19 protein-coding genes are annotated in these 23,694 nt (G+C 64.5%); 6 read left to right on the top strand and 13 right to left on the bottom strand.

Going from position 1 to position 23,694, the window contains the following annotated elements; translation table 11 throughout:
• Positions 1 to 30: 30 nt before the first annotated feature.
• Positions 31 to 1,830 carry a tetratricopeptide repeat protein gene (locus tag NX775_RS17985; RefSeq protein WP_307732297.1) on the bottom strand — a complete coding sequence of 600 codons (1,800 nt, stop codon included), beginning with the start codon at positions 1,828 to 1,830 and terminating at the stop codon, positions 31 to 33.
• Positions 1,831 to 1,932: 102 nt separating this feature from the next.
• Between NX775_RS17985 and mutM the strand changes: the two genes are divergently transcribed.
• Genes mutM through mutY form a run of 3 tightly spaced genes read left to right on the top strand, consistent with a single transcriptional unit; the run spans position 1,933 to position 5,852 of the window.
• Entirely contained in the window at positions 1,933 to 2,766 is an 834-nt protein-coding gene (gene mutM / locus NX775_RS17980; protein WP_258837202.1) for a bifunctional DNA-formamidopyrimidine glycosylase/DNA-(apurinic or apyrimidinic site) lyase, read from the top strand.
• A gap of 21 nt (positions 2,767 to 2,787) precedes the next feature.
• On the top strand, positions 2,788 to 4,740 hold the full coding sequence (locus NX775_RS17975) for a dynamin family protein (protein WP_258837201.1): 1,953 nt from the start codon (positions 2,788 to 2,790) through the stop codon (positions 4,738 to 4,740).
• Entirely contained in the window at positions 4,737 to 5,852 is a 1,116-nt protein-coding gene (gene mutY / locus NX775_RS17970; protein ID WP_258837200.1) for an A/G-specific adenine glycosylase, read from the top strand. The genes NX775_RS17975 and mutY overlap by 4 nt, the downstream gene beginning before the upstream one ends.
• 188 nt (positions 5,853 to 6,040) lie before the next feature.
• On the opposite strand, the gene NX775_RS17965 is transcribed toward mutY, so the two are convergent.
• The 8 genes from NX775_RS17965 to NX775_RS17930 form a co-directional block, all read right to left on the bottom strand.
• The gene (locus NX775_RS17965) at positions 6,041 to 7,189 is read right to left on the bottom strand and encodes a deoxyguanosinetriphosphate triphosphohydrolase (protein ID WP_258837199.1); all 1,149 of its coding nucleotides are present in this window, start codon (positions 7,187 to 7,189) and stop codon (positions 6,041 to 6,043) included.
• Positions 7,186 to 8,796 carry a bifunctional shikimate kinase/3-dehydroquinate synthase AroKB gene (gene aroKB / locus NX775_RS17960; RefSeq protein WP_370660599.1) on the bottom strand — a complete coding sequence of 537 codons (1,611 nt, stop codon included), beginning with the start codon at positions 8,794 to 8,796 and terminating at the stop codon, positions 7,186 to 7,188. The genes NX775_RS17965 and aroKB overlap by 4 nt, the downstream gene beginning before the upstream one ends.
• Positions 8,797 to 8,902: 106 nt before the next feature.
• The gene (locus tag NX775_RS17955; protein WP_258837197.1) at positions 8,903 to 10,807 is read right to left on the bottom strand and encodes an Ig-like domain-containing protein; all 1,905 of its coding nucleotides are present in this window, start codon (positions 10,805 to 10,807) and stop codon (positions 8,903 to 8,905) included.
• A 40-nt stretch (positions 10,808 to 10,847) separates the two neighbouring features.
• Complete coding sequence (locus NX775_RS17950; RefSeq protein ID WP_258837196.1) at positions 10,848 to 13,058, bottom strand: type IV pilus secretin PilQ; 2,211 nt, start codon at positions 13,056 to 13,058, stop codon at positions 10,848 to 10,850.
• The gene (locus NX775_RS17945) at positions 13,055 to 13,582 is read right to left on the bottom strand and encodes a pilus assembly protein PilP (protein WP_258837195.1); all 528 of its coding nucleotides are present in this window, start codon (positions 13,580 to 13,582) and stop codon (positions 13,055 to 13,057) included. The genes NX775_RS17950 and NX775_RS17945 overlap by 4 nt, the downstream gene beginning before the upstream one ends.
• A 17-nt stretch (positions 13,583 to 13,599) precedes the next feature.
• Positions 13,600 to 14,274: a type IV pilus inner membrane component PilO gene (locus NX775_RS17940; RefSeq protein WP_258837194.1), complete on the bottom strand. Its 675-nt coding sequence runs from the start codon at positions 14,272 to 14,274 to the stop codon at positions 13,600 to 13,602.
• A complete protein-coding gene (locus tag NX775_RS17935) occupies positions 14,271 to 14,888 on the bottom strand; it encodes a PilN domain-containing protein (RefSeq protein WP_258837193.1) in 618 nt (205 codons plus the stop codon). The genes NX775_RS17940 and NX775_RS17935 overlap by 4 nt, the downstream gene beginning before the upstream one ends.
• Positions 14,888 to 15,910 (bottom strand): pilus assembly protein PilM, encoded by a 1,023-nt coding sequence (locus NX775_RS17930; protein ID WP_307732293.1) that lies wholly within the window; start codon positions 15,908 to 15,910, stop codon positions 14,888 to 14,890. The genes NX775_RS17935 and NX775_RS17930 overlap by 1 nt, the downstream gene beginning before the upstream one ends.
• Positions 15,911 to 16,271: 361 nt before the next feature.
• On the opposite strand from NX775_RS17930, the gene NX775_RS17925 reads away from it, so the two are divergent.
• Positions 16,272 to 18,605 carry a penicillin-binding protein 1A gene (locus NX775_RS17925; RefSeq protein ID WP_258837191.1) on the top strand — a complete coding sequence of 778 codons (2,334 nt, stop codon included), beginning with the start codon at positions 16,272 to 16,274 and terminating at the stop codon, positions 18,603 to 18,605.
• Between the two features lie 63 nt (positions 18,606 to 18,668).
• On the opposite strand, the gene cyaY is transcribed toward NX775_RS17925, so the two are convergent.
• Positions 18,669 to 18,998 (bottom strand): iron donor protein CyaY, encoded by a 330-nt coding sequence (gene cyaY / locus NX775_RS17920; protein ID WP_258837190.1) that lies wholly within the window; start codon positions 18,996 to 18,998, stop codon positions 18,669 to 18,671.
• Positions 18,999 to 19,038: 40 nt separating this feature from the next.
• On the opposite strand from cyaY, the gene lptM reads away from it, so the two are divergent.
• Positions 19,039 to 19,221, top strand: coding sequence for an LPS translocon maturation chaperone LptM (lptM, locus tag NX775_RS24205; RefSeq protein WP_258837189.1), 183 nt, complete (start codon positions 19,039 to 19,041; stop codon positions 19,219 to 19,221).
• A gap of 29 nt (positions 19,222 to 19,250) precedes the next feature.
• Positions 19,251 to 20,528 (top strand): diaminopimelate decarboxylase, encoded by a 1,278-nt coding sequence (lysA, locus tag NX775_RS17910; RefSeq protein WP_258837188.1) that lies wholly within the window; start codon positions 19,251 to 19,253, stop codon positions 20,526 to 20,528.
• 243 nt (positions 20,529 to 20,771) lie between these two features.
• On the opposite strand, the gene msrQ is transcribed toward lysA, so the two are convergent.
• From msrQ to ccsB, 3 genes are all read right to left on the bottom strand, one after another.
• On the bottom strand, positions 20,772 to 21,392 hold the full coding sequence (gene msrQ, locus NX775_RS17905) for a protein-methionine-sulfoxide reductase heme-binding subunit MsrQ (RefSeq protein WP_258837187.1): 621 nt from the start codon (positions 21,390 to 21,392) through the stop codon (positions 20,772 to 20,774).
• A complete protein-coding gene (gene msrP / locus NX775_RS17900; protein ID WP_258837186.1) occupies positions 21,392 to 22,369 on the bottom strand; it encodes a protein-methionine-sulfoxide reductase catalytic subunit MsrP in 978 nt (325 codons plus the stop codon). The genes msrQ and msrP overlap by 1 nt, the downstream gene beginning before the upstream one ends.
• A 134-nt stretch (positions 22,370 to 22,503) precedes the next feature.
• Positions 22,504 to 23,682, bottom strand: a complete 1,179-nt coding sequence (ccsB, locus tag NX775_RS17895; RefSeq protein WP_258837185.1) for a c-type cytochrome biogenesis protein CcsB — start codon at positions 23,680 to 23,682, stop codon at positions 22,504 to 22,506.
• Positions 23,683 to 23,694 lie beyond the last annotated feature (12 nt).

Here is a 23,694-nt window from a genome sequence, read left to right as displayed (position 1 = left end):
GCCCCGAAGATTTGAAGGAAGTGGATTATTTCACAAGGACAGGCCAAGGCGGGTCAGCGTCTCGCGCAGGGCCTCGTTCTGCGGGTCCTTGGCGCGGGCATCGCGCCAGAGTGCCTGAGCAGCCGACTTATCGCCCTTCTGCCACAGCACTTCACCCAGGTGAATGCCGATTTCAGCATCCTTGCGCACGCCATACGCGCGGCGCAGGAACTTTTCGGCTTCGTTCAAGTTGCCCATGCGGTAGTGAATCCACCCCATGCTGTCCATGATGAAAGGATCGTCCGGCGCCATCTCGAGCGCCTTCGCGATCAGCCCGTAGGCTTCCTGCAGGCGCACATTGCGTTCAGCCAGCGAGTAGCCGAGCGCATTGTAGGCGTGGTGATTGTCGGGTGCCTGCGCCATCACTTCGCGCAACTGCGCCTCCATCACATCGACCTTGCCCATTTTTTCGGCCAACAGCGCGAAGTCGTACAGCAGATCCGGATTTTTCGGGAAGCGCTGCGCCGCCGCTTCCATCACGGCGTACGCCTCCGGCAGCTGATTAGCCTGACGCAGCAGTTGCGCGTCGGCCGCCATCAACTGGGCCTGGCGCGCCGGCTCGGTCGGCTTGACCTCGGCCAGCAGCGCACGGGCAGCAGCCAGGTCGCCGCCCTTGCCCGTCAAATGCGCGCGGCGCAGTTGTGCGCTGAAGCGCGTTTGCTCGTCGGTGTTCTCAGGCACCTTGTTCAGCCACAGCAGCGCGCCAGCCAGGTCGCCCCGCTCTTCAGCCAGTTGCGACAGGATCAGCAGCGCGCGCGACGGGTCGCGTTCATCGTTCGGATTGCGGCCGAGCACGTCCACGAAGCGCGTGAAATAGGTTTCGGCGCCAGGCGCATCGTCCGTCTGGGTGGCGAGGATGCCCAGCGCATACAGCGTCGCCGCATTGTCCGGCTGCACCTTGAGCAGCGACTCAAACTCGCGCCGCGCCGCAGGATAATCCTTGCGGTTGACCAGCACGCGGGCATAGGCGGCGCGCACATCGTTCGCTTTCGGATAGGTCTTGAGGAATTTCTCCATCATGGCCACCACCTGCGCCTCGTCGTCGGTGACCTGCGCCAGCATCAACAGCGCGATCTCGGCATCGGGCTTGGCGGCCAGCGCCGACTGGGCGTAAGTGCGGGCCAGCGCCTTGTCGCCGCGTACCAGCGCGATCTGGGCACGCACGATGCGCGCTTCCATCATCTTGTCGTAGGGCTCGATCAGGCGCTCGAGCATGGCCAGCGCGGCGTCCTTGTCCTTGGCCCGGCCCAGCAACTGCTGGACCTGGAACATCAGGACACCACGCCGGGCGGCCGGCGCTTCGCGCAGGCGTTCTTCGAACACGGGCTCGAGCTCGGCGATCTTTTCGGACGTGACCACCATGCCGACGAAATACTGGGTCGCTTCGTCGGATTCGGGATCGAGCCGGTACCACAGGCGCACCGCGGCGAGCGTGTCGTCGGCCTGCTTGGCAGCGACGGCCATCTCGGCAGCGCGCCGGGCCAGGCGGGGATCGCGCGTCTGCTGGGCCAGGCTCAGTACCGTGAGGTACGGACCTTGCCAGTCGCCATTGCGAAACGCAAATTCGGCCTTAAGTAACTGGTCGAGCATGACCGGGGTCATTTCGACTTTCGGCAGGCGGGCTTCTTCCTCGGCTTTTTGCTTGGCGGCCTGTGCTTCGTCATCGAGCAAGGGCTCGGCGGCGGGGGTGGACGCGGCCTGGACATCGGCGGCAAAGGAGTGCTGTTGCGGTACGACAGCACATGCCGTCAACAGACCGGAGAGGGTTACAATGGCGAAAGCGTTTTTCAAAGCAAGTCCAGAAGTCCAAAGTGAGTTTGATTCTACGCTCATGCGCAGACCTGCCGCGCATGCGCTGCGCCGTCAACTGACTCTACACGAATCCCCTTAGGCATGCCTGAACTCCCAGAAGTCGAAGTTACCCGGCGCGGCGTCGCGCCCCATCTCGAAGGCCGCATCGTCGAGCACGTCATTTGCCGTCGCGAAGGATTGCGCTGGCCCTTCCCGCCCGGTCTGTCCGCGTTGCTGGAAGGCCGCCGCATCCTGGACATCGGGCGGCGCGGCAAATATCTTTTGATCAATTTTGAGCACGGCACCCTGATCATCCACCTCGGGATGTCGGGCCATCTGCGCGTGCTGCCCCCGGGCATCGAGCCGCGCACGCACGATCACTTCGATCTGGTCGTGGACGGTCCCGAGGGCCGGCAAGTGCTGCGCCTGAACGACCCGCGCCGCTTTGGCGCCGTGCTGTGGCATGCCAACGAAGACGGCCCGCTGGCCGAGCACGTGCTGCTACGCGGCCTGGGCGTGGAGCCGCTGGCCGATGGCTTCGACGGCGCCCTGCTGTTTCGCGAAACGCGCCGCCGCAGCGCCCCGATCAAGCAGGTGCTGCTGGCCGGCGACATCGTCGTTGGCGTGGGCAATATCTACGCGTGCGAAAGCCTGTTCCGGGCCGGCATCAACCCGAAGACGGCGGCTTCGCGCATCAGCCGCGCACGCTACGACCGGCTGGCCGAAGCGATCCGCGTCATCCTGGCCGAAGCGATCGTCCAGGGCGGCAGCACGCTGCGTGACTTTATTGCTGTAAATGGCCAGTCTGGATATTTCCAGCAGACATATTTCGTCTATGATCGTGCAGGCGTGCCCTGCCGCCAATGCGCGCTTCCGGTACGCCAGATCAAGCAAGGGCAACGTTCGACGTTCTACTGCGCCCAGTGCCAGCGCTAGTCATCCCTACGAGCAAACACGATGCAGGATTTACAACAGTACGGCGCCTGGCGCGCCCGGGTCGCCGCCTCCCTCACTGGTTACGGCAGCGCACTGCGCGACGCCGGGCTGATCGATGCGGCCGGCGAGCAGCTGCTGGCGCGCGCGCTGGGGCGCCTGCGTGACGACCGCCTGTCGGTGGCCTTTGTGGCCGAATTCTCGCGCGGTAAAACCGAGCTGATCAACGCACTGTTCTTCGCCGACTACGGCCAGCGCATCCTGCCGTCCAGCGCCGGCCGCACCACAATGTGCCCGACCGAACTGCTGTGGGATGCAAGCCTGGCGCCCTGCCTGCGCCTGCTGCCGATCGACACCCGCGCCGGCCACCTGTCCACCGGCGACTACCGCGACGACCCTGCCGCCTGGACCGTGTTCCCGCTCGATCTTGACTCGCCGGCGGCCATGCACGACACGCTGCGCCAGGTCAGCCAGACGCGGCGCGTCTCGACCGTCGAAGCGCAGCGCTACGGCCTGTACGACGCCGACGATCCCGACCTGGCCGCCAGCCTTGACCCGGATGGCACCATCGAGATCCCGCGCTGGCGTCACGCGATCATCAACCTGCCGCACCCGCTGCTCAAGCAGGGCCTGGTGATCCTCGATACGCCGGGCCTGAACGCCATCGGCACCGAGCCCGAACTGACGCTGAACCTGATCCCGAACGCGCATGCGGTGCTGTTCGTGCTGGCCGCCGAGACGGGTGTGACCAAGAGCGACATCGAAGTCTGGCGCACGCACATCGGCGCCGGGCCGGGGCGCCTGGCTGTGCTCAACAAGATCGACGCCATGTGGGATGAGCTCAAGTCGCTAGAGGCGGTGGACGCCGATATCGCGCGCCAGCAGCACGACGTGGCACGCCAGCTGGGCCTCGCGGCCAGCCAGGTGTATCCGGTGTCGGCGCACAAGGCGCTGGTTGGCCGCATCGGTGGCGACATGGCCCTGTTCGAGCGCAGCCGTCTGGGCGCGCTCGAAGCGGCGCTGTTTCATGAACTGATTCCGGCGCGGCGCGCGATCGTCGAGCGCCAGCTGCACACCGATCTTGATGCGCTGGTGGCCAGCCAGCAGATGCTGGTGGCCACGCGCCTGCGCGAGCTGGTCGAGCAGTTGCAGGAACTGCGCAGCCTGCGCGGCAAGAACCAGGGCGTGATCGCGCACATGGTGCGCCGGGTCGAGGCCGAGAAGAAGGAATTCGATGCCGGCCTGTTCAAGTTGCAAGGCACGCGCGCCGTGTTCACACGCCTGTCGACCGAGCTGTACACGCTGCTGGGCATGGACGTGCTGCAGGACCGGACCGAGACCGTGCGCGTGGCGATGAGCGCGGTGCGCTTTGCCACCGGCATGCGCGCGCCGGTACGCAACTACTTCGACGGCGCCCGCGCCGGCCTGGCCGAGGCGGACGCCAAACTCACGGAAATCACGTCGATGATGGACGCGATGCACCGCAAGTTCGCCGCCGAGCATGGCATGAGCCTGGGCCTGCCGCCGACCCTGTCACTGGCGCGCCACCGCGACGAGATCGACGCCATCGAAGAACTCTTTTCGCGCCAGTTCGGCACCGCCACCTTGTGGATGAACAGCCGCGCCACGCTACTCGAGCGCTTCTTCGATTCGATCGCTTCGCGCGTGCGCCGCGTGTACCGCGCCGCCAACGCCGATATCGAAGCATGGCTGAAAGTGGCCAACGCACCGCTCGAAGCGCAGATCCGCCAGCACCGCGACAACCTGCGCCAGCGTCAGGCAACGGTGAAACGCATCCACGAAGCCAGCGACAGCCTGGAACAGAAAATCGGCGCCTTCGAGAGCGGCCAGGCTGAACTCGACGTCACGCGCACGCGCCTTGGTGCGCTGGCCGCCGGCGTGACCGCGACCTTGTCCGACACCCTACCCAACTCCGCGACGGCCACCAGCGCCGAAGCCCACTACACGACTGCATGAAGCGACTGACCGAGTTTGACCAGCTGGCCGATCCGACCTTTTCCCGGGCCGTGATCGACTGGCAGCGCAGCCATGGCCGCCACACCCTGCCATGGCAAAACACCACCGACGCGTATCGCGTCTGGCTGTCCGAAATCATGCTGCAGCAGACCCAGGTCGCCGCGGTGCTGGGCTACTACGCCCGTTTCCTGGAACGCTTCCCGACCGTGCACGCGCTGGCGGAAGCGCCGGCGGAGGACGTGATGGCCCACTGGAGCGGCCTGGGTTACTACACCCGTGCGCGCAACCTGCACGCCTGCGCCAAGCGCATTGTGGCGGATTACGACGGCGTGTTCCCGAGCGATCCGGCGCTGCTGGCCGACCTGCCCGGCATCGGCCGCTCCACTGCCGCCGCCATCGCCGCCTTCTCGGGCGGCGTGCGCGCCGCGATCATGGACGGCAACGTCAAGCGCGTCTTCGCGCGCGTGTTCGGCATCGACGCCTACCCCGGCATCAAGCCGGTCGAGGATGCGCTGTGGCGCCGCGCCGAAGCGCTGCTGCCGGAAGATGGCGGCATCGAATCGTACACACAGGGCCTGATGGACCTGGGCGCCACGCTGTGCACGCGCTCGCGCCCCGACTGCGGCCGCTGCCCGCTGCAGGCGCGCTGCGTGGCCTTCGCCACCGGCCGCACGGCCGAACTGCCGGTGCGCAAACCCAAAAAAACGACGCCCGAAAAACGCACCGCGATGCTGGTGCTGATCGACCGCGGCGAAGTGCTGCTCGAACAGCGCCCGCAAACAGGCATCTGGGGCGGCCTCTTGTCGCTGCCGGAAGTGGGCGGCCATGTGGCGATGGACGGCGATGCCGATCCTGTCTGCACGGCGGACATTGCGGCCGCCAGCAGCACGTTCGGCACGATTGACGAAGTGCGCGCGCTCACGCCGTTGATGCACGGGTTCACGCACTACAAGCTGCACATCGCGCCGTTCGCGGTGACGCTGGCCACGCGTGGCGAGCATGGCGCCGGGCACGTGTGGTGGAAGCTCGATGCGATTGCTGATGCGCCGTTGCCGGCGCCGGTCAAGAAGTTGTTGCTGGATTTGTCGCAGCCAAGCCTGTTCAGCCAGTAAGACTCATTGGTCGTAGGGTGGGTGGCTATGCCGCCCACGCGTTCAAACCGATCTCGCTCTGTGGCCTTGGCTAACTGAACTCCATTCGAGGAACCGACGTAAATTTCAATTTTTATGAGATTTCACGCTCCGTGAAAAATTAAATAAATTGAAAATCCGAAGCCATTAACTTGTGGCTGCGCGCGGCCCTAGAAGTGATCGAGCGAGAAAATGCGGCGGTGCTCACGGATCGCATAGCGATCGGTCATGCCCGCAATGTAGTCGGCGATCTTGCGCGCCTGCTTGTGCGGGTCGCCCTGCACCTGGTAGTCGCCCGGCAGCAGAACGGGATCCGCCAGAAACGCTTCAAACAGTTCGCGCACGATGCGGCTGGCTTTCACGCGCATGCGGTTGACCTGGAAATGGCGGTACAGGTTCGCGTACAAGAAGCGTTTGAGTGCCACGGTCTCGGCGCGCATCGCGTCCGAGAAGCGGATCAGCGGCGGCGCGGCGCGCACGTCGTCGATGGTCGCTGGCGCTGCCTCGGCGATCAGGCGCGCTGATGTTTCGACCAGGTCGGCCGTCATCGCGGTGATCATCAGGCGGATCGTCTCGTACAGCGCGCGCCGGCCCGGCAAGCCCGGATAGCGCGCCTCGACCTCGCGATGCAGGCGCGCGAACAGCTCGACTTCTTCCATCTGCGCCATCGTCAGCAAGCCCGAACGCAGGCCGTCGTCGATGTCGTGGTTGTTGTACGCGATCTCGTCGGCCAGGTTGGTCAGCTGGGCTTCGAGGCTGGGCTGGCTGCGCTCGATGAAGCGCTGGCCCAGGTCGCCCAGCTGGCGCGCATTGTTCAGCGAGCAGTGCTTGAGGATGCCTTCGCGCGTCTCGAACGTCAGGTTCAGGCCATCGAAGGCGCCGTAGTGTTCTTCGAGATGGTCGACCACGCGCAGGCTTTGCAGGTTGTGCTCGAAGCCGCCGAAGTCCTTCATGCATTCGTTGAGCACATCCTGGCCCACGTGGCCGAACGGCGTATGGCCAAGATCGTGCGCCAGCGCCGTGGCTTCGACCAGGTCTTCGTTCAGGCGCAGGCTGCGCGCCAGCGTGCGGCCGATCTGGGCCACTTCGATGCTGTGCGTCAGGCGCGTGCGAAACAGGTCGCCTTCGTGGTTGATGAAGACCTGCGTCTTGTACTCAAGGCGGCGAAACGCGGTCGAATGGATGATGCGGTCGCGGTCACGCTGGTACTCGCTGCGCGAACCGGGGCCCGGCTCGGCATGCGTGCGGCCACGCGACTGGGCCGAATGCGCTGCATACGGGGCCAGGCCGGCGTCGAAGTCGCGTATCAGGCTACTCATGCGCTGCAGGCCGCAAGCGTCGAGCGCAGCACGTCCAGCGGCGCGGTCGTGATCGACGGGCTGCCCAGTGGCTTGAGCAGAATGAAGCGGATTTCGCCGCCCTCGTTCTTCTTGTCGACTTCCATCAGCTCGATCCAGCGCGCTTCGCCCAGATCCGGCGCCACGGCCGGCAGGCCGGCGGCGCGCACCAGCGCGCGCACACGCTCCACGGCGGCCGGCTCGATCAGGCCCAGGCGCGCCGACATGTCAGCCGCCATCACCATGCCGCAGCCGACGGCTTCGCCGTGCAGCCAGGCGCCGTACCCGAGGCCATTTTCAATTGCATGACCGAAGGTATGGCCGAAGTTGAGCACCGCGCGCAGGCCGCCTTCACGCTCGTCCTTGCGCACGACGTCGGATTTGATTTCGCACGAACGGGCGATCGCGTAGCCGATGGCGTGCCGGTCGCGCGCGATCAGCGGCTCGATATTGGCTTCGATCCAGTCGAAGAAATCGGCGTCGAGGATCGCGCCATGCTTGATCACTTCGGCCAGGCCCGCCGACAGCTCGCGCGCCGGCAGCGTGGCCAGCGTGGCGGTGTCGGCGATCACGGCGCGCGGCTGGTAGAACGCGCCGATCATGTTCTTGCCCAGCGGGTGATTGATGCCGGTCTTGCCGCCGACCGACGAATCGACCTGCGCCAGCAGCGTGGTCGGGATCTGCACGAATGGCACGCCGCGCATGTAGCTCGACGCGGCAAAGCCGGTCAGGTCGCCGATCACGCCGCCGCCCAGCGCCACCAGCGTGGTCTTGCGGTCGCATTTGTGCTGCAGCAGCGCGTCGTAGACGAGGTTCAGCGACTGCCAGTTCTTGTGTTCTTCGCCGTCGGGCAGAACGATTTCGAGCACGTCGCGGCCCGCCGCGCGCAGGTGGCCGGCGACCTTGTCGAGGTACAGAGGGGCAACCGTGGTGTTGGTGACGATCGCGACCTTGTGGCCGCCGATGTGGCGTGCCAGCAGCGCGGCGTCGTCCAGCAGGCCGGCGCCGATCTCGATCGGGTAGCTGCGCTCGCCGAGTTCGACGTTGAGAGTGATGTGTGCCTGTTCGTTCATTGCTGTCCTTGCATGCTTGCGCGCGCGGGCGTTTTCCTGCGCGGCCAGCTGGTCCAATATGGTTTGAACCATCGATTGTACGTTAGGCCTGCCGGTGTCGATGACGAGGTCGGCGATCTCGCGGTACAGCGGATCGCGTTCGGTCCAGAGTTGCTCGAGTTTGCCGCGCGGGTCGGCAGTCTGCAGCAGCGGGCGGTTCTTGTCGTGCGCGGTGCGCTGCAGGATGCTGCCGATCGACGCGCGCAGGTAGATCACGGTGCCACGCTCGGCCAGCAGCGCGCGGCTCTTCGGATCGAGCACGGCGCCCCCGCCGGTGGCCAGCACCAGCCCCTGCTGGGCCGAGAGATCGCGGATCACATCGGCTTCGCGCCGGCGAAAGCAGGCTTCGCCCTCGATCTCGAAGATCCACGGAATGGTCGCGCCGGTGCGCGCTTCGATCTCGTGATCGGCGTCGACGAAGCGGCGATTGAGCTTGCGAGCAAGCAATCGACCGATCGTGGTCTTCCCTGCCCCCATCAGGCCAACAAGGAAGATATTGTTGTTCTTGGGATGTGGCACAACCAGACCCGTTGAGATGAAAAAGACGGCCAGTATAGACTGGCCGCCTCTCATTCCGCCAATTTTACGGGCAGGTGAAGTTCAGCGTGAATGGCAGCGAGCTGACATCGCCACGCGGGGTGGTGACGGTCACGTTGAACGTAGCCCGGCTTCCTGCAGTACATGGCTTGGCACTAGTGGCATTGAGCGTAACCCGGTGCAACGAGCCTTGCGGCCCCGTACCGGCGCCAGCAAAGATGCTTGGCACCTTGGCCGGGCTGATTTCCACCAGTGCGGCATTGGCCAGACCCGTGATCCCGACGGTCGAATCGGCTGGCAGTGGATTGCCGTTCAGGTCAGTCAGCTGGAGCAGGAAGACTTTCGGGTCATTGGCACTCGAGCTGCCCAGGTCGCCGTTCGATGGCGTCGCGCTGCCATTGACGTAGGCGCGCGCCAGGGTTTCATCGCTGAACGTGATCGTGGTGCTGGCGAACTGGGTGTTGGTGCCGTCGGTCGTACTGGCACAGATCGTGGCTACGCCGGCGCGCGTCGTATCGGGGCTGGAACCGGTGCCGGTATTGCATGGCGTGGCCGGTGTACCTGGTGTTGCCACACGGGGATTTTGAGTACGGAACGGTACCGAGCAACCGCCGTTGACCGTGGTGCAGCCGCCCGAATTCGACGTGCCGATCGCGCCCAGATTGGTCTGGAACACGATTGGCGTGCCGTCTGCGACCGGATTGCCGAAGGTATCGGCCAGCAGCACGGTGACAGTCGCTGCCGGGGTGGTCGTGCCGCTGCTGAAGTCCCAGCCATCCACGTTGGCCTGGGAGACGCCCAGCGTGAACGCACGTTGCACTGGCAGGCCGGTAGTGACGACGATCGAATCCGAGGTGGTGACGATGTCCGGACGGCTGGCCGTTGCGGTGCCTGGCAACAGTGCCTGAACGCGGAACGAGGTTGGCGTCGTGCGTGAATTGACGGTCGTGATGACTTCGCCATTCTGATCGGTGATGTCCGTTTCCTTGTTCAGATCAACGGCGCCAGCAGGCAAGATACTGAACTGCACCTGCTTGCCGGTCAGCGGCCGGTTGAACACATCGAATACCCGGAAGCGCAGCGTTGCCGTCTCCGTGCGGTTGTTGCCGCCCTGGCCCCGGATCACGATCGATTTGTCGTTCGGAATCGCTTCAACAAACTGCACCGACGCGGCGCCTGGTGCGGCGATCTCGAGCGTGCGGTTGACGGAAGCGGCGACGCCGTCTGCCGTGGCGGTGATGATGTCATTGTTGCCGCAACCCTGGTCGCGGTAGACCGCCTTGGCCGTGCCGTCATTCGTCGCTACCGTGGCCGCCAGCGTGGCTTTGCCAGCCGTGACGCAGGCCGAACTGAAATTGACATTGACTTGCTGTCCGGTGTATTTCACACCATTGGCCAGCAAGCCGACCGAGACCATCGTCGATTCATAGGCATTGATGCTCGCTGGTGTCAGCGTGAGTTCGCTGAACTTCAGCGACGTCGCATTGACCGAGTAGTTCGCCTCGCCCGTGATGGCCGCCCCGGCCACGCTCGTGGTGGCGGTGACCTTGCCTGCACCGCCGGCGGCCAGGCTGGCCGCGCGCAGCGTGATGCTGGCCGTGCCGGTGGCGTCGGTCAGCGCGGTACCGGCGCCCGGCGTGAACGCGCCCAGCCCCGCATCGGTGGTGAACGTGACCACCGCGTTCGCCAATGGCTGCTTGTTCGCATCGAGCACTACCGCGCGAACCGTCAGCGGCGTCGCGCCACTGAGCGAATTGCCGTTGGCGAAGCTCACGCCGACGGTGGGCGTGGCCGGTGTCGCAGGCACGGCCGGCGTGCTGCCGGTGCCGGTGCCGGTGCCGGTGCCGGCTCCCCCGGTGGTGCCCGGGCTGCCGCCGCCGCCGCCGCACGCACTGAGGGTGGCAGCCAGGAGCAGCGCCAGGCTGCTGTAGGTGATTGTCTGGTTTTTCATATCGGTTCGTTGTTGTTATCGGTGGTTGATGAAACAAGAATCAGCGTGCGCCGGCCACGTTGTCGTTCACGATCTTCGGGGTGATGAAGACCAGCAGTTCAGTCTTGCTGCTTTCACGTGCGGTGGTCTTGAACAGATAACCCAGCAGCGGCACGTCGCCCAGAAACGGCACCTTGCTCTCGTTGGTGCGCTCGGTCTGCTGGTAAATCCCGCCCAGTACCACGGTGCCGCCGTTTTCGACCATCACCTTGGTCTTGACGTGCTGCGTATTGATAGCAAAGCCCGCGCGGGTGTCTTCGCCCTTCGAATCCTTGCTCACGTCCACTTCCAGCACCACGTTGCCGTCCGGCGTGATCTGCGGCGTGACTTCCAGGCGCAGATTGGCCTTCTTGAATTCAATCGCGGTGGCGCCGCTGCTGGTGCTGTTTTCGTAAGGCAGCTCGACGCCCTGCTCGATCAGCGCGACCTGCTTGTCTTCGGTGACCACGCGCGGGCTCGAGATGATCTTGCCCTTGCCGTCCGCTTCCAGTGCCGACAGTTCCAGGTTCAGGAAACGGTTGGCGGCCGACGAGAACAGCGAGAACGCCAGTGACGACGCTGGAATGCCGCCGATGCCGGCTGCCGGCAGGTTGACCATCGTCGTGTTGTTGAAGCTGTCGGCGCTGTTGACTACCTGGCCGGTGGTCTGGCCCACGCCGACCAGGTTGCCGCCGATGGCGATGCGTTCGTTGCCATTGACCTGCCAGCCAGAATCGCCGCCGCGCATCGTGCGCATGTCGGCAAAGCCCAGCTTGGCGCCGAGGTTGCGCGAGAAGCCGTCATTGGCTTCCACCAGACGCGCTTCGATCAGGACCTGCTTCGAGGCGACGTCGGTTTTCTGGATCAGCTTGCGGATGTCTTCGATCTTCGACGCGATATCGGTCACGAACAGCTGGTTGGTGCGCGGATCGATGATCGCGCTGCCGCGCCGGGACAGCACGCGGTTGCGGCCGGTGTCGCCGGCAGCGCCAGTACTGGCGCCGCCCTGGTCCAGCCCGAACACGTTACGGAACGATTCGGCTTTCTGGTAATTGAGCTGGAAGATTTCGGAGCGCAGCGGCTCCAGTTCAGCAATCTGGGCGCGCTGCTCGAGTTCGAGCTTTTCCTTGGTCAGCAGTTCTTCCTTCGGCGCGATCCACAGCACGGTGCCGTTCTTGCGCATGTCCAGGCCCTTGGCGGTCAGGATCACGTCCAGCGCCTGGTCCCATGGCACGTCCTTCAGGCGCAGCGTCAGAAAGCCCGCCACCGAATCGCTGGCGATGATGTTCAGGCCCGAGATGTCGGCCACGGCCTGCAGCGCGGCGCGCACTTCGACGTTCTGGAAATCGAACGAGAGTTTTTCGCCGCGGTAGCCCTGTGGATTGTTACTCGAGCCGGGGCTGTTGCGGTTTGGGTCTTCCACCACCGGGCGCACTTCGACCACCAGTTGCGAGTCGCTCTGGAACACCGACTGCTCCCAGGCGCCCTGTGCCTCGATCGTCATGCGCACGTTGTCCCCCTGGGCACTGGTGGCCACGCGCGTGACAGGCGTGCCGAAGTCGGTCACGTCCAGGCGGCGGCGCAGTGATTCAGGCAGGCGCGCGCCGATGAAGTCGACCGTCACGCCAGTGCCGGTCTGGCGCACGTCAACGGCGACCTGGTTGTTGGGCAGGTCGACCACGACGCGCCCGGCCCCGTTGGCACCGCGCTTGAAGTCGAGGTCGCGCAGTTGCGGCCGCGCCGCCAGCGCCGAAGCCACCGGTGCGGCCGGTGCTGCGACCGGCAGGCCGCTGGCGTTGACCGCGCGCGCCACGCCGCCCGTGCCTTCGACGGTCACGATGATCGACTTGCCGTCGATGGCCGTCGCGTAGTTCAGCGCGCGCGCCAGGTTCACCACCATGCGGGTGCGCTCGCCGGCCTGCACCAGGTTCAGGCTGCGCACGTCGCCCAGGTTCAGCTCTTGCATGTTCTTGCCGGTGGCGTTCGCGGTGGCGCCGAAGTCGAGCGCGATGCGCGCCGGGTTGGTGATGGCAAAACCGATCGGCGCGCGGGTTGGCACATCGCGCATGGTCACATTGATGACCACATTGCTGCCTTGCTGGCTGGCCGTGATCGATTCGATCGCATTGCCCTGGGCCAGGGCGGCGCCGGCGCACGTCAACAGCACGAGTGCGGTGGCAGCGCGCGCCAGCCAGGCCGGCATGGCGAAGCGAATCTGGACGTTGGGGGTCATTTACTGCTCTCCTGGTTGTGCTGCAGCTCGATGTTGGCTAGTCGTTCCACCCAATCGCCGGTGGCGTCCTGCACCGATTCCCTGATTTCGATTGCCTCGTCACTCACGCGGGTGACGCGGCCATAATTCTGTCCCAGCCGCTGGCCGGGCCGGACGCGGTACAGCGCCCGGTCGATCTGTACCAGCGCGTAGCTCACGCCGCCTTTTTTCATCGTGCCGACCATCCGCATCGTGTCGAGCGGGAAGTTCTCGAGCGGCTCTTTGGGGCGGTTCAGGTCAGGCTGGTTGGCGTTGGGGCTGGACTGCGCCATGCGCGCCAGTTCGCCCAGCAGCTTGGTCTGGTCGAACGGGTCGAGCGCTTCGCCCGGCAGGTAGGCGTGCGGCTGGAACGTCTTCGGTTCCGGCAGCGGCTTGACCTTCGAGACGGTGCGGCCCTCGACCTCTTTCATCCAGGCGCGCGTTTCGCCGACGCCGCCATCGCCGCAACCGGCCAGCAGGGCCGCGGCGGCGAGCAGCGCAATCACGTGAGCTCGTATCATCACTAGCCTTTACCCTTGCCTTTGGCGGCCTTCTTTTCGGCCGCGCGCGCGGCGCGCTGGGCGATCAGTTCTTCCTGGTCGAGATAGCGGAAGGTCTTGGCGATCGCTTCCATCTCGAGGTTGCCTTCCTTGACGCTCACCAGCGACAGGTTGTTGAGCGTGACGATGCGCGGCAGGTTCGCCATGTCAGCGGCGAACGCGCCCATGTCGTGGTACTGCCCGCTCACCTTGATACTGATCGGCAGCTCGGCGTAGTAGTCGCGCACCACTTCCTGGCCCGGCTTGAACAGCTCGAACTGCAGGCCGCGGCCCACGCCGGCCTGGTTGATGTCCGACAGCAGTGCAGCCATTTCCGACTTGCTCGGCAACTGCTTCTCCAGGCGCACCACGTACTGGTCGACCTGCGCCTTCTGCGCCTTGAGCGCTTCCAGGTTGATCGCCTGCGCCATCTTGGTTTCGTACTCGCCGCGCAGCCGCACTTCTTCCTGCGCGAGTGTTTCCTGCTCGGCGAACTGGTCGCTCCAGTAGAAGTAGTAGCCCAGGCCGACCACCAGCGCCACCACGCCGGCCGCGCACAACAGGCGCGGCGCCAGCGGCCACTGGCCCGGCTGGCGGCCCTGCAGGTCCTCGAATTGCGCCGCGAGCTGGGCGAACTGCGCCTTGATATCGATGTTCATGATTTTCCCGACGCGCCAGGTTTGGCTGTGGCACCGTCGTCCAGCGCATCGCTGTTGCGGGCGCGCTTGATCGACACGGCCAGCGTGAATTCGACGACCTTGCGCGCGCTCTTGCTCTGGGTGACGGTCGCGGCGCGCACTTCGGTCAGGTCGGGCTTTTCCAGCCACGCCGACTGGCTCGACAGATTGCGCAGCAGCTCGGCGACGCGCTCCTGCGACTGGGCGGCGCCGCTCAGGATCACGCGCTGGCCATCCTGCTTGATGGTCTTGAGGTGCACGCCGTCGGGCGTCTGGCGCACCAGTTCGTCGAGCAGGTAGACCGGCTGGTTGCGGTCACCCTGCAAGTCCTCGACCGCCTGCTGACGTGCCTGCAGCGCGGCGATTTCTTCCTTCAGCGTCGTGATCTCGCCGATTTTCTTGTCGAGGTCGGCACTGGCCTGCTTGAGCACTTCGTTGCGCTCGTTCTGGACCGAAATCTGGCTGGCGTTGTAGCCGCCCACCAGCAGCACGATGCCGGCGCCGACCAGGCCGCCAAGCGCCATCAGCGCCACGAACGCCGATTGCTTCTGCTTGCGTTTTGCCTCGCGGTGAGGCAACAGGTTAATGCGGATCATCAGCCGAACCTCCGCAACGCCAGGCCGCAGGCGACCAGGTAGGCCGGCGCTTCCTGGCGCAGCTGGTGTTCACGCACGCCGGGGCCGAACGCCATATTGTCGAAGGGCGACGCCAGACTGGTGGCGATGCGGGTGCGGCCGGCCACGATGTCCATCATGCCCGGCAGCAGCGCGCAGCCGCCGGCCAGATAGATGCGATCGATGCGCGTGTACGGCGTCGACGTGTAGAAGAACTGGATCGCACGCGTGACTTCCAGCGCGGCGTTTTCCAGGAATGGCGCGAGCAGGTCGGCGCGGTAGTTTTCCGGCAGGTCGCCCGCCTTCTTGCGCGTTTCGGCTTCTTCGAACGCCATGCCGTAGGCGCGCACGATGTCTTGGGTAAGCGTATTGCCGCCGAACGGCTGCTCGCGTTCGTAGACCGCTTCCCCATTGAACAGCACCGACACGTGGGTGGCTTGGGCGCCGATCTGGAATAGCGCCACGATCTGGTCTTGCATCAGGCCGGCGGCGTTTTCCAGCGCACTGCGCGCGGCGTACGATTCGATGTCCATCACGGTCGCCAGCAGGCCCGCGCCTTCGGCGATGGCGATGCGGTCCTCGACTTTTTCGCGGCGGGCGGCGGCCAGCATTACTTCCATGTCGTCCGCCGAGTTGAGCGCCGGGCCGATCACGTCGAAGTCGAGGCTGACTTCATCGAGGGCGAACGGGATGTACTGGCTGGCTTCGGATTCGACCTGCACTTCGAGCTGGTCTTCGGACAAACCGGCCGGCAGGATGATTTTCTTGGTGATCACGGCCGCGGGCGGCATGCCCAGCGCGACGTGCTTGGCGCGCGTGCCACTCTTTTTCCAGACCCGGCGCACGGCGTCGGCCACCTGGTCCATGTTTTCGATGTTGCCATCGACCACGGCGCCGCGCGGCAGCGATTCGGTCGCATAGCGCTCGAGACGCACGAGTCCCTTGCCGGCGTCGGCCAGCTCGACCAGGCGAACGCCGGACGTGCTGATATCGAGCCCGATCATTGGCGGACTCGACTTTCCAAACAAGGAACCCAGATTGATCACCAAACACTCCTTGACACCGATTGGGGCAGAATCTGGCTGTAGACGCCCTTGCAAGGGTCGTTGTCGTTAACCAAACACCTGTTATTTTCTTATAAAAATCCGATACTTACGTGAAAGCACCGTCTCGGATCGTAGCAATAAAGGATGATGCCGGACAAGATATTTCTACTTGGGAACATCAGAATGCGGGGCATGCGCACCACACTTTGTCGATTCGTTGCCAGCTAAATATTGCTCTGTAGTTCGATTAAGCTCGGGCCAGTATCGGGTGCCAAACTGCTGTCTTATAATGAGGCGGATCAACAAAGCGAAAGTCAGCATGAAAGAGAAACAGGCAGCACCTTCTTCCTCCTCGAAGTTCAGCCCAAAGCGCCTGATCCTCATTGCATTCGCCAGCCTGTTCGGTCTGGGTGCGATTGGCGTACTCGTGCTCGTGTTCGCCCTGGCCATGGCGTACCCGAACCTGCCGGCGCTGGACACGATCACCGATTACCGGCCCAAGATGCCACTGCGGATCTTCACGGCCGATAACGTCCTGATCGGCGAATTCGGCGAAGAACGCCGCACGCTGGTCCACTTCAAGGACATCCCCGATGTCATGAAGAAGGCCGTGCTGTCGATCGAAGACGACCGCTTCTATGAACACAGCGGCATCGATTACCTGGGCATCCTGCGCGCGGCTGTGCGCAACGCCACCGGCGGCGCGCGCCAGGGCGCCTCGACCATCACCCAGCAGGTGGCGCGCAACTTCTTCCTGTCGTCGGAACAGACCTTCAAACGCAAGGCATATGAAGCGATGCTGGCCTGGAAGATCGAGAAGAACCTGTCCAAGGACCAGATTCTCGAGCTGTACATGAACCAGATCTACCTGGGCCAGCGCGCCTTTGGCTTCCAGTCGGCGGCCCAGATCTATTTCGGCAAGGACCTGCGCGACATCACCGTGGCCGAAGCGGCCATGCTGGCCGGCCTGCCGAAAGCGCCGTCGGCCTACAACCCCGTGGTCAATCCGACACGCGCCAAGACGCGCCAGCAATACATCCTGGTGCGCATGCACCAGCTGGGCTATATCAGCGACGCCCAGTTCGCCCAGGCCAAGGTCGAGCCACTCAAGATCAAGACCGACAGCGCCGCCTTCGGCGTGCACGCCGAGTACGTGGCCGAAATGGCGCGCCAGCTGGTGTATGAGCAGTTCAAGGAAGACACCTACACGCGCGGCCTGAACGTGTTTACCACCATCACCAAGGCTGACCAGGACGCTGCTTACCTGGCGCTGCGCCGTGGTGTGATGGACTATGAACGCCGCCGCGCCTATCGTGGCCCGGAATCGTTCATCGACCTGCCATCGGGTAAAGCGGCCGCCGACGAAGCGATCGAAGCCGAGCTGGCCGAGCATCCGGACAGCGACAACATCATCGCCGCCGTCGTGCTGCAGGCGTCGAGCACGCAGGTCCAGGCAGCGATCGCCTCGGGCGAGACGATCACGCTGTCGGGCCCGGGCCTGGCGTTTGCCAAAGCCTGGTTGTCGGACAAGGCGGCGCCGAACCGGCGCGTGCGCCGCGGCGCCGTGGTCCGCGTGATGCAGGACGACGAATCGAAGTGGCTGATCACGCAGATGCCCGAAGTGGAATCGGCCTTCGTGGCGGCCAATACCGAAGACGGCGCGATCCGCGCGCTGGTGGGCGGCTTCGACTTCAACCGCAACAAGTTCAACCACGTGACGCAAGCCTGGCGCCAGCCCGGTTCGTCATTCAAGCCGTTCATCTATTCGGCCTCGCTCGAGCGCGGCCTGTCGCCAGCCACCATCATCAACGATGCGCCGATCAGTTTCGATGCCGGCCAAACGGGCGGCCAGGCGTGGGAACCGAAGAACTACGACAGCAAGTACGACGGTCCGATGACGATGCGGCGCGGTCTGATGCAGTCGAAGAACATGATCTCGATCCGCATCCTGAACAAGATCGGTGCGCGCTATGGCCAGGAATACGCGGCCCGCTTCGGCTTCGAGCCGGAACGCAATCCGGCCTACCTGACGCTGGCACTGGGCGCAGGCGCGACCAATCCGTTGCAGATGGCCGGCGCCTACGCGGTGTTCGCCAACGGCGGCTACCGCGTCAGCCCGTACCTGATCTCGAAGGTCACCGACAGCGACGGCAAGGTGCTGTCCGAAGCGCGGCCGGCGCGCGCGGGCGACGAAGCGAACCGCGTGATCGATGCGCGCAATGCCTTCCTGATGGACAGCATGCTCAAGGACGTGGTCCGCCACGGCACCGCGAACAAGGCGATGGCCCTGAAGCGCACCGACCTGGCCGGCAAGACCGGCACCACCAACGACTCGATCGACGCCTGGTTCGCCGGCTACCAGCCAAAGCTGGTGGGCATTGCCTGGATGGGCTACGACAAGCCGCGCAACCTGGGCGCGCGCGAGACCGGTGGCGGCCTGGCCCTGCCGATCTGGATCGGCTACATGCAAAAGGCGCTGAAGGATCAGCCGATGGTCGAACGCGAGGTGCCGGCCGGCCTGGTGCAGTACGGGTCCGAGTACTATTACGCCGAGACGCCGCCGGGCAGCGGCGTCGAAGCGCTCGACGTCGGCCAGCCGCCGCCGGCGCAGCAACAGCAGGAACGTGACGCGGTGAGGAACGAGTTGTTCTGATCACCCGGGCATGAAACGACAAAGGCGGCCAATGGCCGCCTTTGTTTTTATTGCGAGACCCCGTTACACCAGGTTGACTGGCGCCCCGCCCTGCTCGCTCGCATAGCGCCCGAGCGCCGCAAAGAACTCGCTGTCGTCGCGCGTGTTGCGCCACTCGTCACCCACGCGCTTGTAGTGGTAGCCACCCGAGCGCGCGGCCAGCCACATCTCTTGCAGCGGGGCCTGGCTGTTGATGATGATCTTGGTGCCGTTGTCGATGAACTCGATTTCGAGCACGTTGCCGCTGCGCTTGCACTCGACGTCGACGATGTCCTCGTCGTTCAGGCGGTCAAAGGCCGTTTCGATCCGTTTCAGGGTCAGGTCGGCCAGGTCCAAAAATTCGGTTTCGGTCATGCTACACTCCAAATCTGCTAATCAAACCTTGATTCTAATCGTGAAGTCCTCCCTCGCGCTTCCTTTCGGCGCTGCGCTGCTCGCCTCGGCCCTCGCCGGCTGCGGCCAGACCGGCCCGCTGTACATGCCCAACCCACCCGCCAGGCCCGCGCCGGTCGTCGTCGACCAGCCAGCCCAGCCCGTCCCGTCGAACAACGCGTCCACCCCGGCGCCATACCGCTAACCGTCCGCTTCCACCTTCGCTTTTACCTTATGCCCCACTTCTTGTACCAGGACGGCGTGCTGCACGCCGAAGGCGCTTCCCTGTCCGCCATCGCCGACGAATTCGGCACGCCGACCTACGTCTATTCCAAGGCCACGCTGCTCGAGAACTTCAACGCCTACCAGGATGCCTGCGCCGGCCGCGACGCGCTGGTCTGCTATGCAATGAAGGCCAACTCGAACCTCGCCGTGCTCGACCTCCTGGCGCGCCAGGGTGCGGGCTTCGACATCGTCTCGGGCGGCGAACTGCTGCGCGTGATCGCTGCCGGCGGCGACCCTGGCAAGACCATTTTCTCGGGCGTGGGCAAGACCGAGGCCGAGATGACGCTGGCACTGGAAAAAGGCATCCTGTGCTTCAACGTGGAATCGATCCCCGAACTGCACCGCCTGAACGCCGTGGCCGGCAAACTCGGCATGCGCGCACCGGTCTCGCTGCGCGTGAACCCGAACGTGGACGCCAAGACCCACCCGTACATCGCCACCGGCCTGAAGGCCAATAAATTCGGCGTCGCCTTCGACGAAGCGCTCGACACCTACCGCGCAGCCGCCGCACTGCCGCACCTGGACGTGGTCGGCATCGACTGCCATATCGGCTCACAGCTGCTGGACGACGCGCCGCTGCTCGAGGCCCTCGACAAGCTGATCGACCTGATCGACACGCTGCACGCCGAAGGCATCCACCTGCACCATCTGGACATCGGCGGCGGCATTGGTGTCGACTACGGCGTGGCCGGCGACGCGCCGCCAGTGCCGGTGGGCGATTACCTTGCCCGCCTGTTCGCGCGCATCGACGCCTGGCGCTCAGCAAAGTACGACGGCCAGCCGCTCAAGGTGATCTTCGAGCCGGGCCGCTCGATCGTTGCCGAAGCTGGCGTGCTGCTCACGCGCGTGGAATACCTCAAACCGGGCGCCGAAAAGAACTTCTGCATCGTCGACGCCGCGATGAACGACATGATGCGTCCGACGCTGTACGGGGCCTGGATGGGCCTGCAGACAGTGACGCAGCGCGAGAGCGAAGCACTGATGTGGGATGTCGTGGGACCGATTTGCGAATCCGGTGACTGGCTGGCGCGCGAGCGCGAGCTGGCACTGGAACCGGGCGACCTGCTGGCCATGATGACGGCCGGCGCCTACGGCATGACGATGGCGTCGAACTACAACACGCGTGGCCGCGCAGCCGAAGTGATCATCGATGGCGATGCCATCCACCTGGTGCGGCGCCGCGAAACACCCGCCGAGACCTTCGCGCTCGAAACGCTCATCAAATAAACAAAGCTGGGGTCAGGTCTGACATTCGGACACGGCCTCAGCTTTAGCCAGTCTCAATCTTTCCTGACAGTAGTAGCATGGCGCCATGCCAGCTAGTTCCAACTATAAGACTGTCGAGGTCGTGTCCGAATGTCAGACCTGACCCCGGCTTTTCACTGAGCGAGATTGGTTTGAACGCGTGGGCGGCATAGCCGCCCACCCTACGTAGCAAATAAAACAAAGCCCGCGCGATGCGGGCTTTTTTTATGGGCGTACTGCCTGCGACTTGCTCCTGACATTCCACCAGACGCGCCATGCAAGCAGCAGCGCAATGATCGAGCCGAAGATGATCGGTCTGGCGAAATCGTTCTTGCCCTCTTTCATCCACCAGAAGTGCAAGATCGACAGCGGCGCGATCACGTAGATCAGGCGGTGCAGCCACTGCCAGCGCTTGCCGCCCAAACGCTTGATCATCGCGTTGGTCGAGGTTGCGGCCAGCGGAATGAGCAGCACGAAAGCGATGAAGCCCACCAGGATGAACGGCCGCTTGATGACATCGGCCAGCATCGCCGGCACATCGAAGAAGTGATCGAACCACAGGAATGCCGTGAAGTGCACGAACGCATAGAAAAACATGAACAGACCGATCATGCGGCGTAGCTTGACGAGCCAGTTCCAGCCCGTCAGGCGCCGCAGCGGCGTCACTGCCAGCGTGATGCACAGGAAATACAGCGCCCATTCGCCGCTGCCCTTGGTGATCGCTGCCAGCGGATCCGAAAAGCTCCCGCTGGCAGTGCCCCAGACCAGGCGTGCGAAGGGGATCAAAGCCAGCACGAGCACCAGCGCCTTGACCCACCCGACCTGTTTGCTGTTCAACCCTGCCATCAGAAATAACGCTTCAGATCCAGGCCGGTATACAGCGACGACACCTGGTCGTAGCCATTGAACATCAGGGTCTTGCGCTTTGGTGCAAACAGGCCCGATTCACCGATGCGGCGCTCGCTGGCCTGCGACCAGCGCGGGTGGTCCACGTTCGGATTCACGTTCGAGAAGAAGCCGTATTCGCGCGGCGCCATGTCGTTCCAGGCGGTCTTGGGCTGGCGCGAGAGCAGGCGAATGCGCACCAGCGACTTGGCCGACTTGAAACCGTACTTCCATGGCACGACGAGGCGCACCGGCGCGCCGTTCTGGTTCGGCAGCACCTGGCCGTACATTCCCATCGTGAGCATCGTCAGCGGGTGCATGGCTTCGTCGATGCGCAAGCCCTCGACGTATGGCCAATCCAGCACGCCGCTACGCAGGCCCGGCATCTGCTTGGCGTCGGCCAGCGTCGTGAATTCGACGAACTTGGCGTTGCCGGTCGGTTCGACCTGCTTGAGCAGGTTCGACAGCGAATAACCGACCCATGGAATCACCATCGACCAGCCTTCGACGCAGCGCAGGCGGTACACGCGTTCCTCTAACGGCGCGAGTTTCAGCAGGCTGTCGATGTCGAGCGTGAGCGGCTTCTTGACCTCGCCCTCGATGCGCACGGTCCAGGGCCGGGTGCGCAGCGTGTGCGCGTTCTCGGCCGGGTCGCCCTTGTCGAGGCCAAACTCGTAGAAGTTGTTGTAGCCGGCAGCGTCCTTGAACGGGGTCTGCTTTTCGTCGGTCGACAGCGCCACATTGGCGCGCGCCGCGAGCTTCTGGCCGGCGGTTTGTGCAAAGGCTTCGCGGTTGGCCATCTCCCAGACGCCGCTGCCGACAGCGGCCGTGGCGGCCATGCGGGTGATGAACTCACGCCGGCCGGTATAGATCTCTTGCGGCGTGATTTCGGAAGGGTACGGAAGATCGAGTCCGTTGGGATTGCGTTTGAAGAGCATGGCTGGCCTCGCGAGCTTGGGAAGCTTCACATTACACGAAGTTCCCTTAAGCTGGCGTTAGGGTGGACGGCTCCGCCGTCCACGCGGTGATCGTTAGCAGCACGCTCACACGGACAGCGAGCGCCTCTGACTCATCAAAGCTCGCCGTACGAGTGCAGACCCGACAGGAACATGTTCACGCCCAGGAAGGCGAACGTGGTCACCAGCAAGCCGACCACTGCCCACCAGGCCGCGACACGGCCGCGCAGGCCCGTCATCAGGCGCATGTGCAGCCACGCCGCGTAATTGAGCCACACGATCAGCGCCCACGTCTCTTTCGGATCCCACGACCAGTAGCCGCCCCATGCTTCAGCGGCCCACAGCGCGCCGAGGATGGTGGCGACGGTGAAGAACGCGAAACCGACCGAAATCGACTTGTACATCACGTCGTCCAGCACCTCGAGCGAAGGCAGGCGGTCGACCAGCATGCCGTGCGACTTGAGCAGGTAGGCCGACGCGACCATCGCGGCCAGCGCAAAGGTGCCGTAGCCGATGAAGTTGGCCGGCACGTGGATTTTCATCCACCAGCTCTGCAGCGCCGGCACGAGCGGCTGGATCTGGGCGGCGTCGCGCGAGACCGTGTACCACAGCAGGAAGCCGACGGCGGCGCCAATGATCAGCATCACGAACGGGCCAAGCTGACGCGTGGCGTAGTGTTCTTCGTAATACAGGTGGAACAGCGCGGTGATGAGGGCAAACAGGATGAACACTTCGTACAGGTTCGACACCGGGATATGGCCAACGTCCGGGCCGATCAGGTACGACTCGTACCAGCGCACCATCATGCCGACCGCGCCGATCACGACTGCGGCCCAGCACAGCGCCGCGCCCACGCCGCCACCGAACTTGCCGCGGCTCAGCAAGCCAACCCAGTAGAACACGGTCGAGAATACGAACAGCGCACTCATCCACAGGATGGCCGACTGGCTCGACAGCATGTACTTGAGGAAGAATTTCTGCTCGGCAGCGGCCAGATTGCCGTCGTACAGCGCGATCGCGCCCAGCGACAGCACGGCCACCAGCGGCAGCAGCCAGCGCATCGGTTTCCAGTACCAGCCCAGCACGGCGAACACGGGCGCCGTGCACACCAGGATCACCTCTTCATAGATGTCCATGAAGTGGCCGTACCGGTTCAGCGCGAACAGCGCCGCGGCGCACAGGGCAAGCGCGTACAGCCAGTCGGCCGGACCCAGGCGGCGGAAATAGCCCGGCGCTTCCTGGTATTGATCGGTCGGGCGCGCTGGGGCGCCAGTCTTGGGTTGTGACAGTTCCATTGTTTTCTCCAG

This window comes from Massilia aurea (genome assembly GCF_024753205.1).
GTDB classification, from domain to species: domain Bacteria; phylum Pseudomonadota; class Gammaproteobacteria; order Burkholderiales; family Burkholderiaceae_D; genus Telluria; species Telluria aurea.
This window is presented reverse-complemented; position numbering and strand designations above follow the sequence as displayed.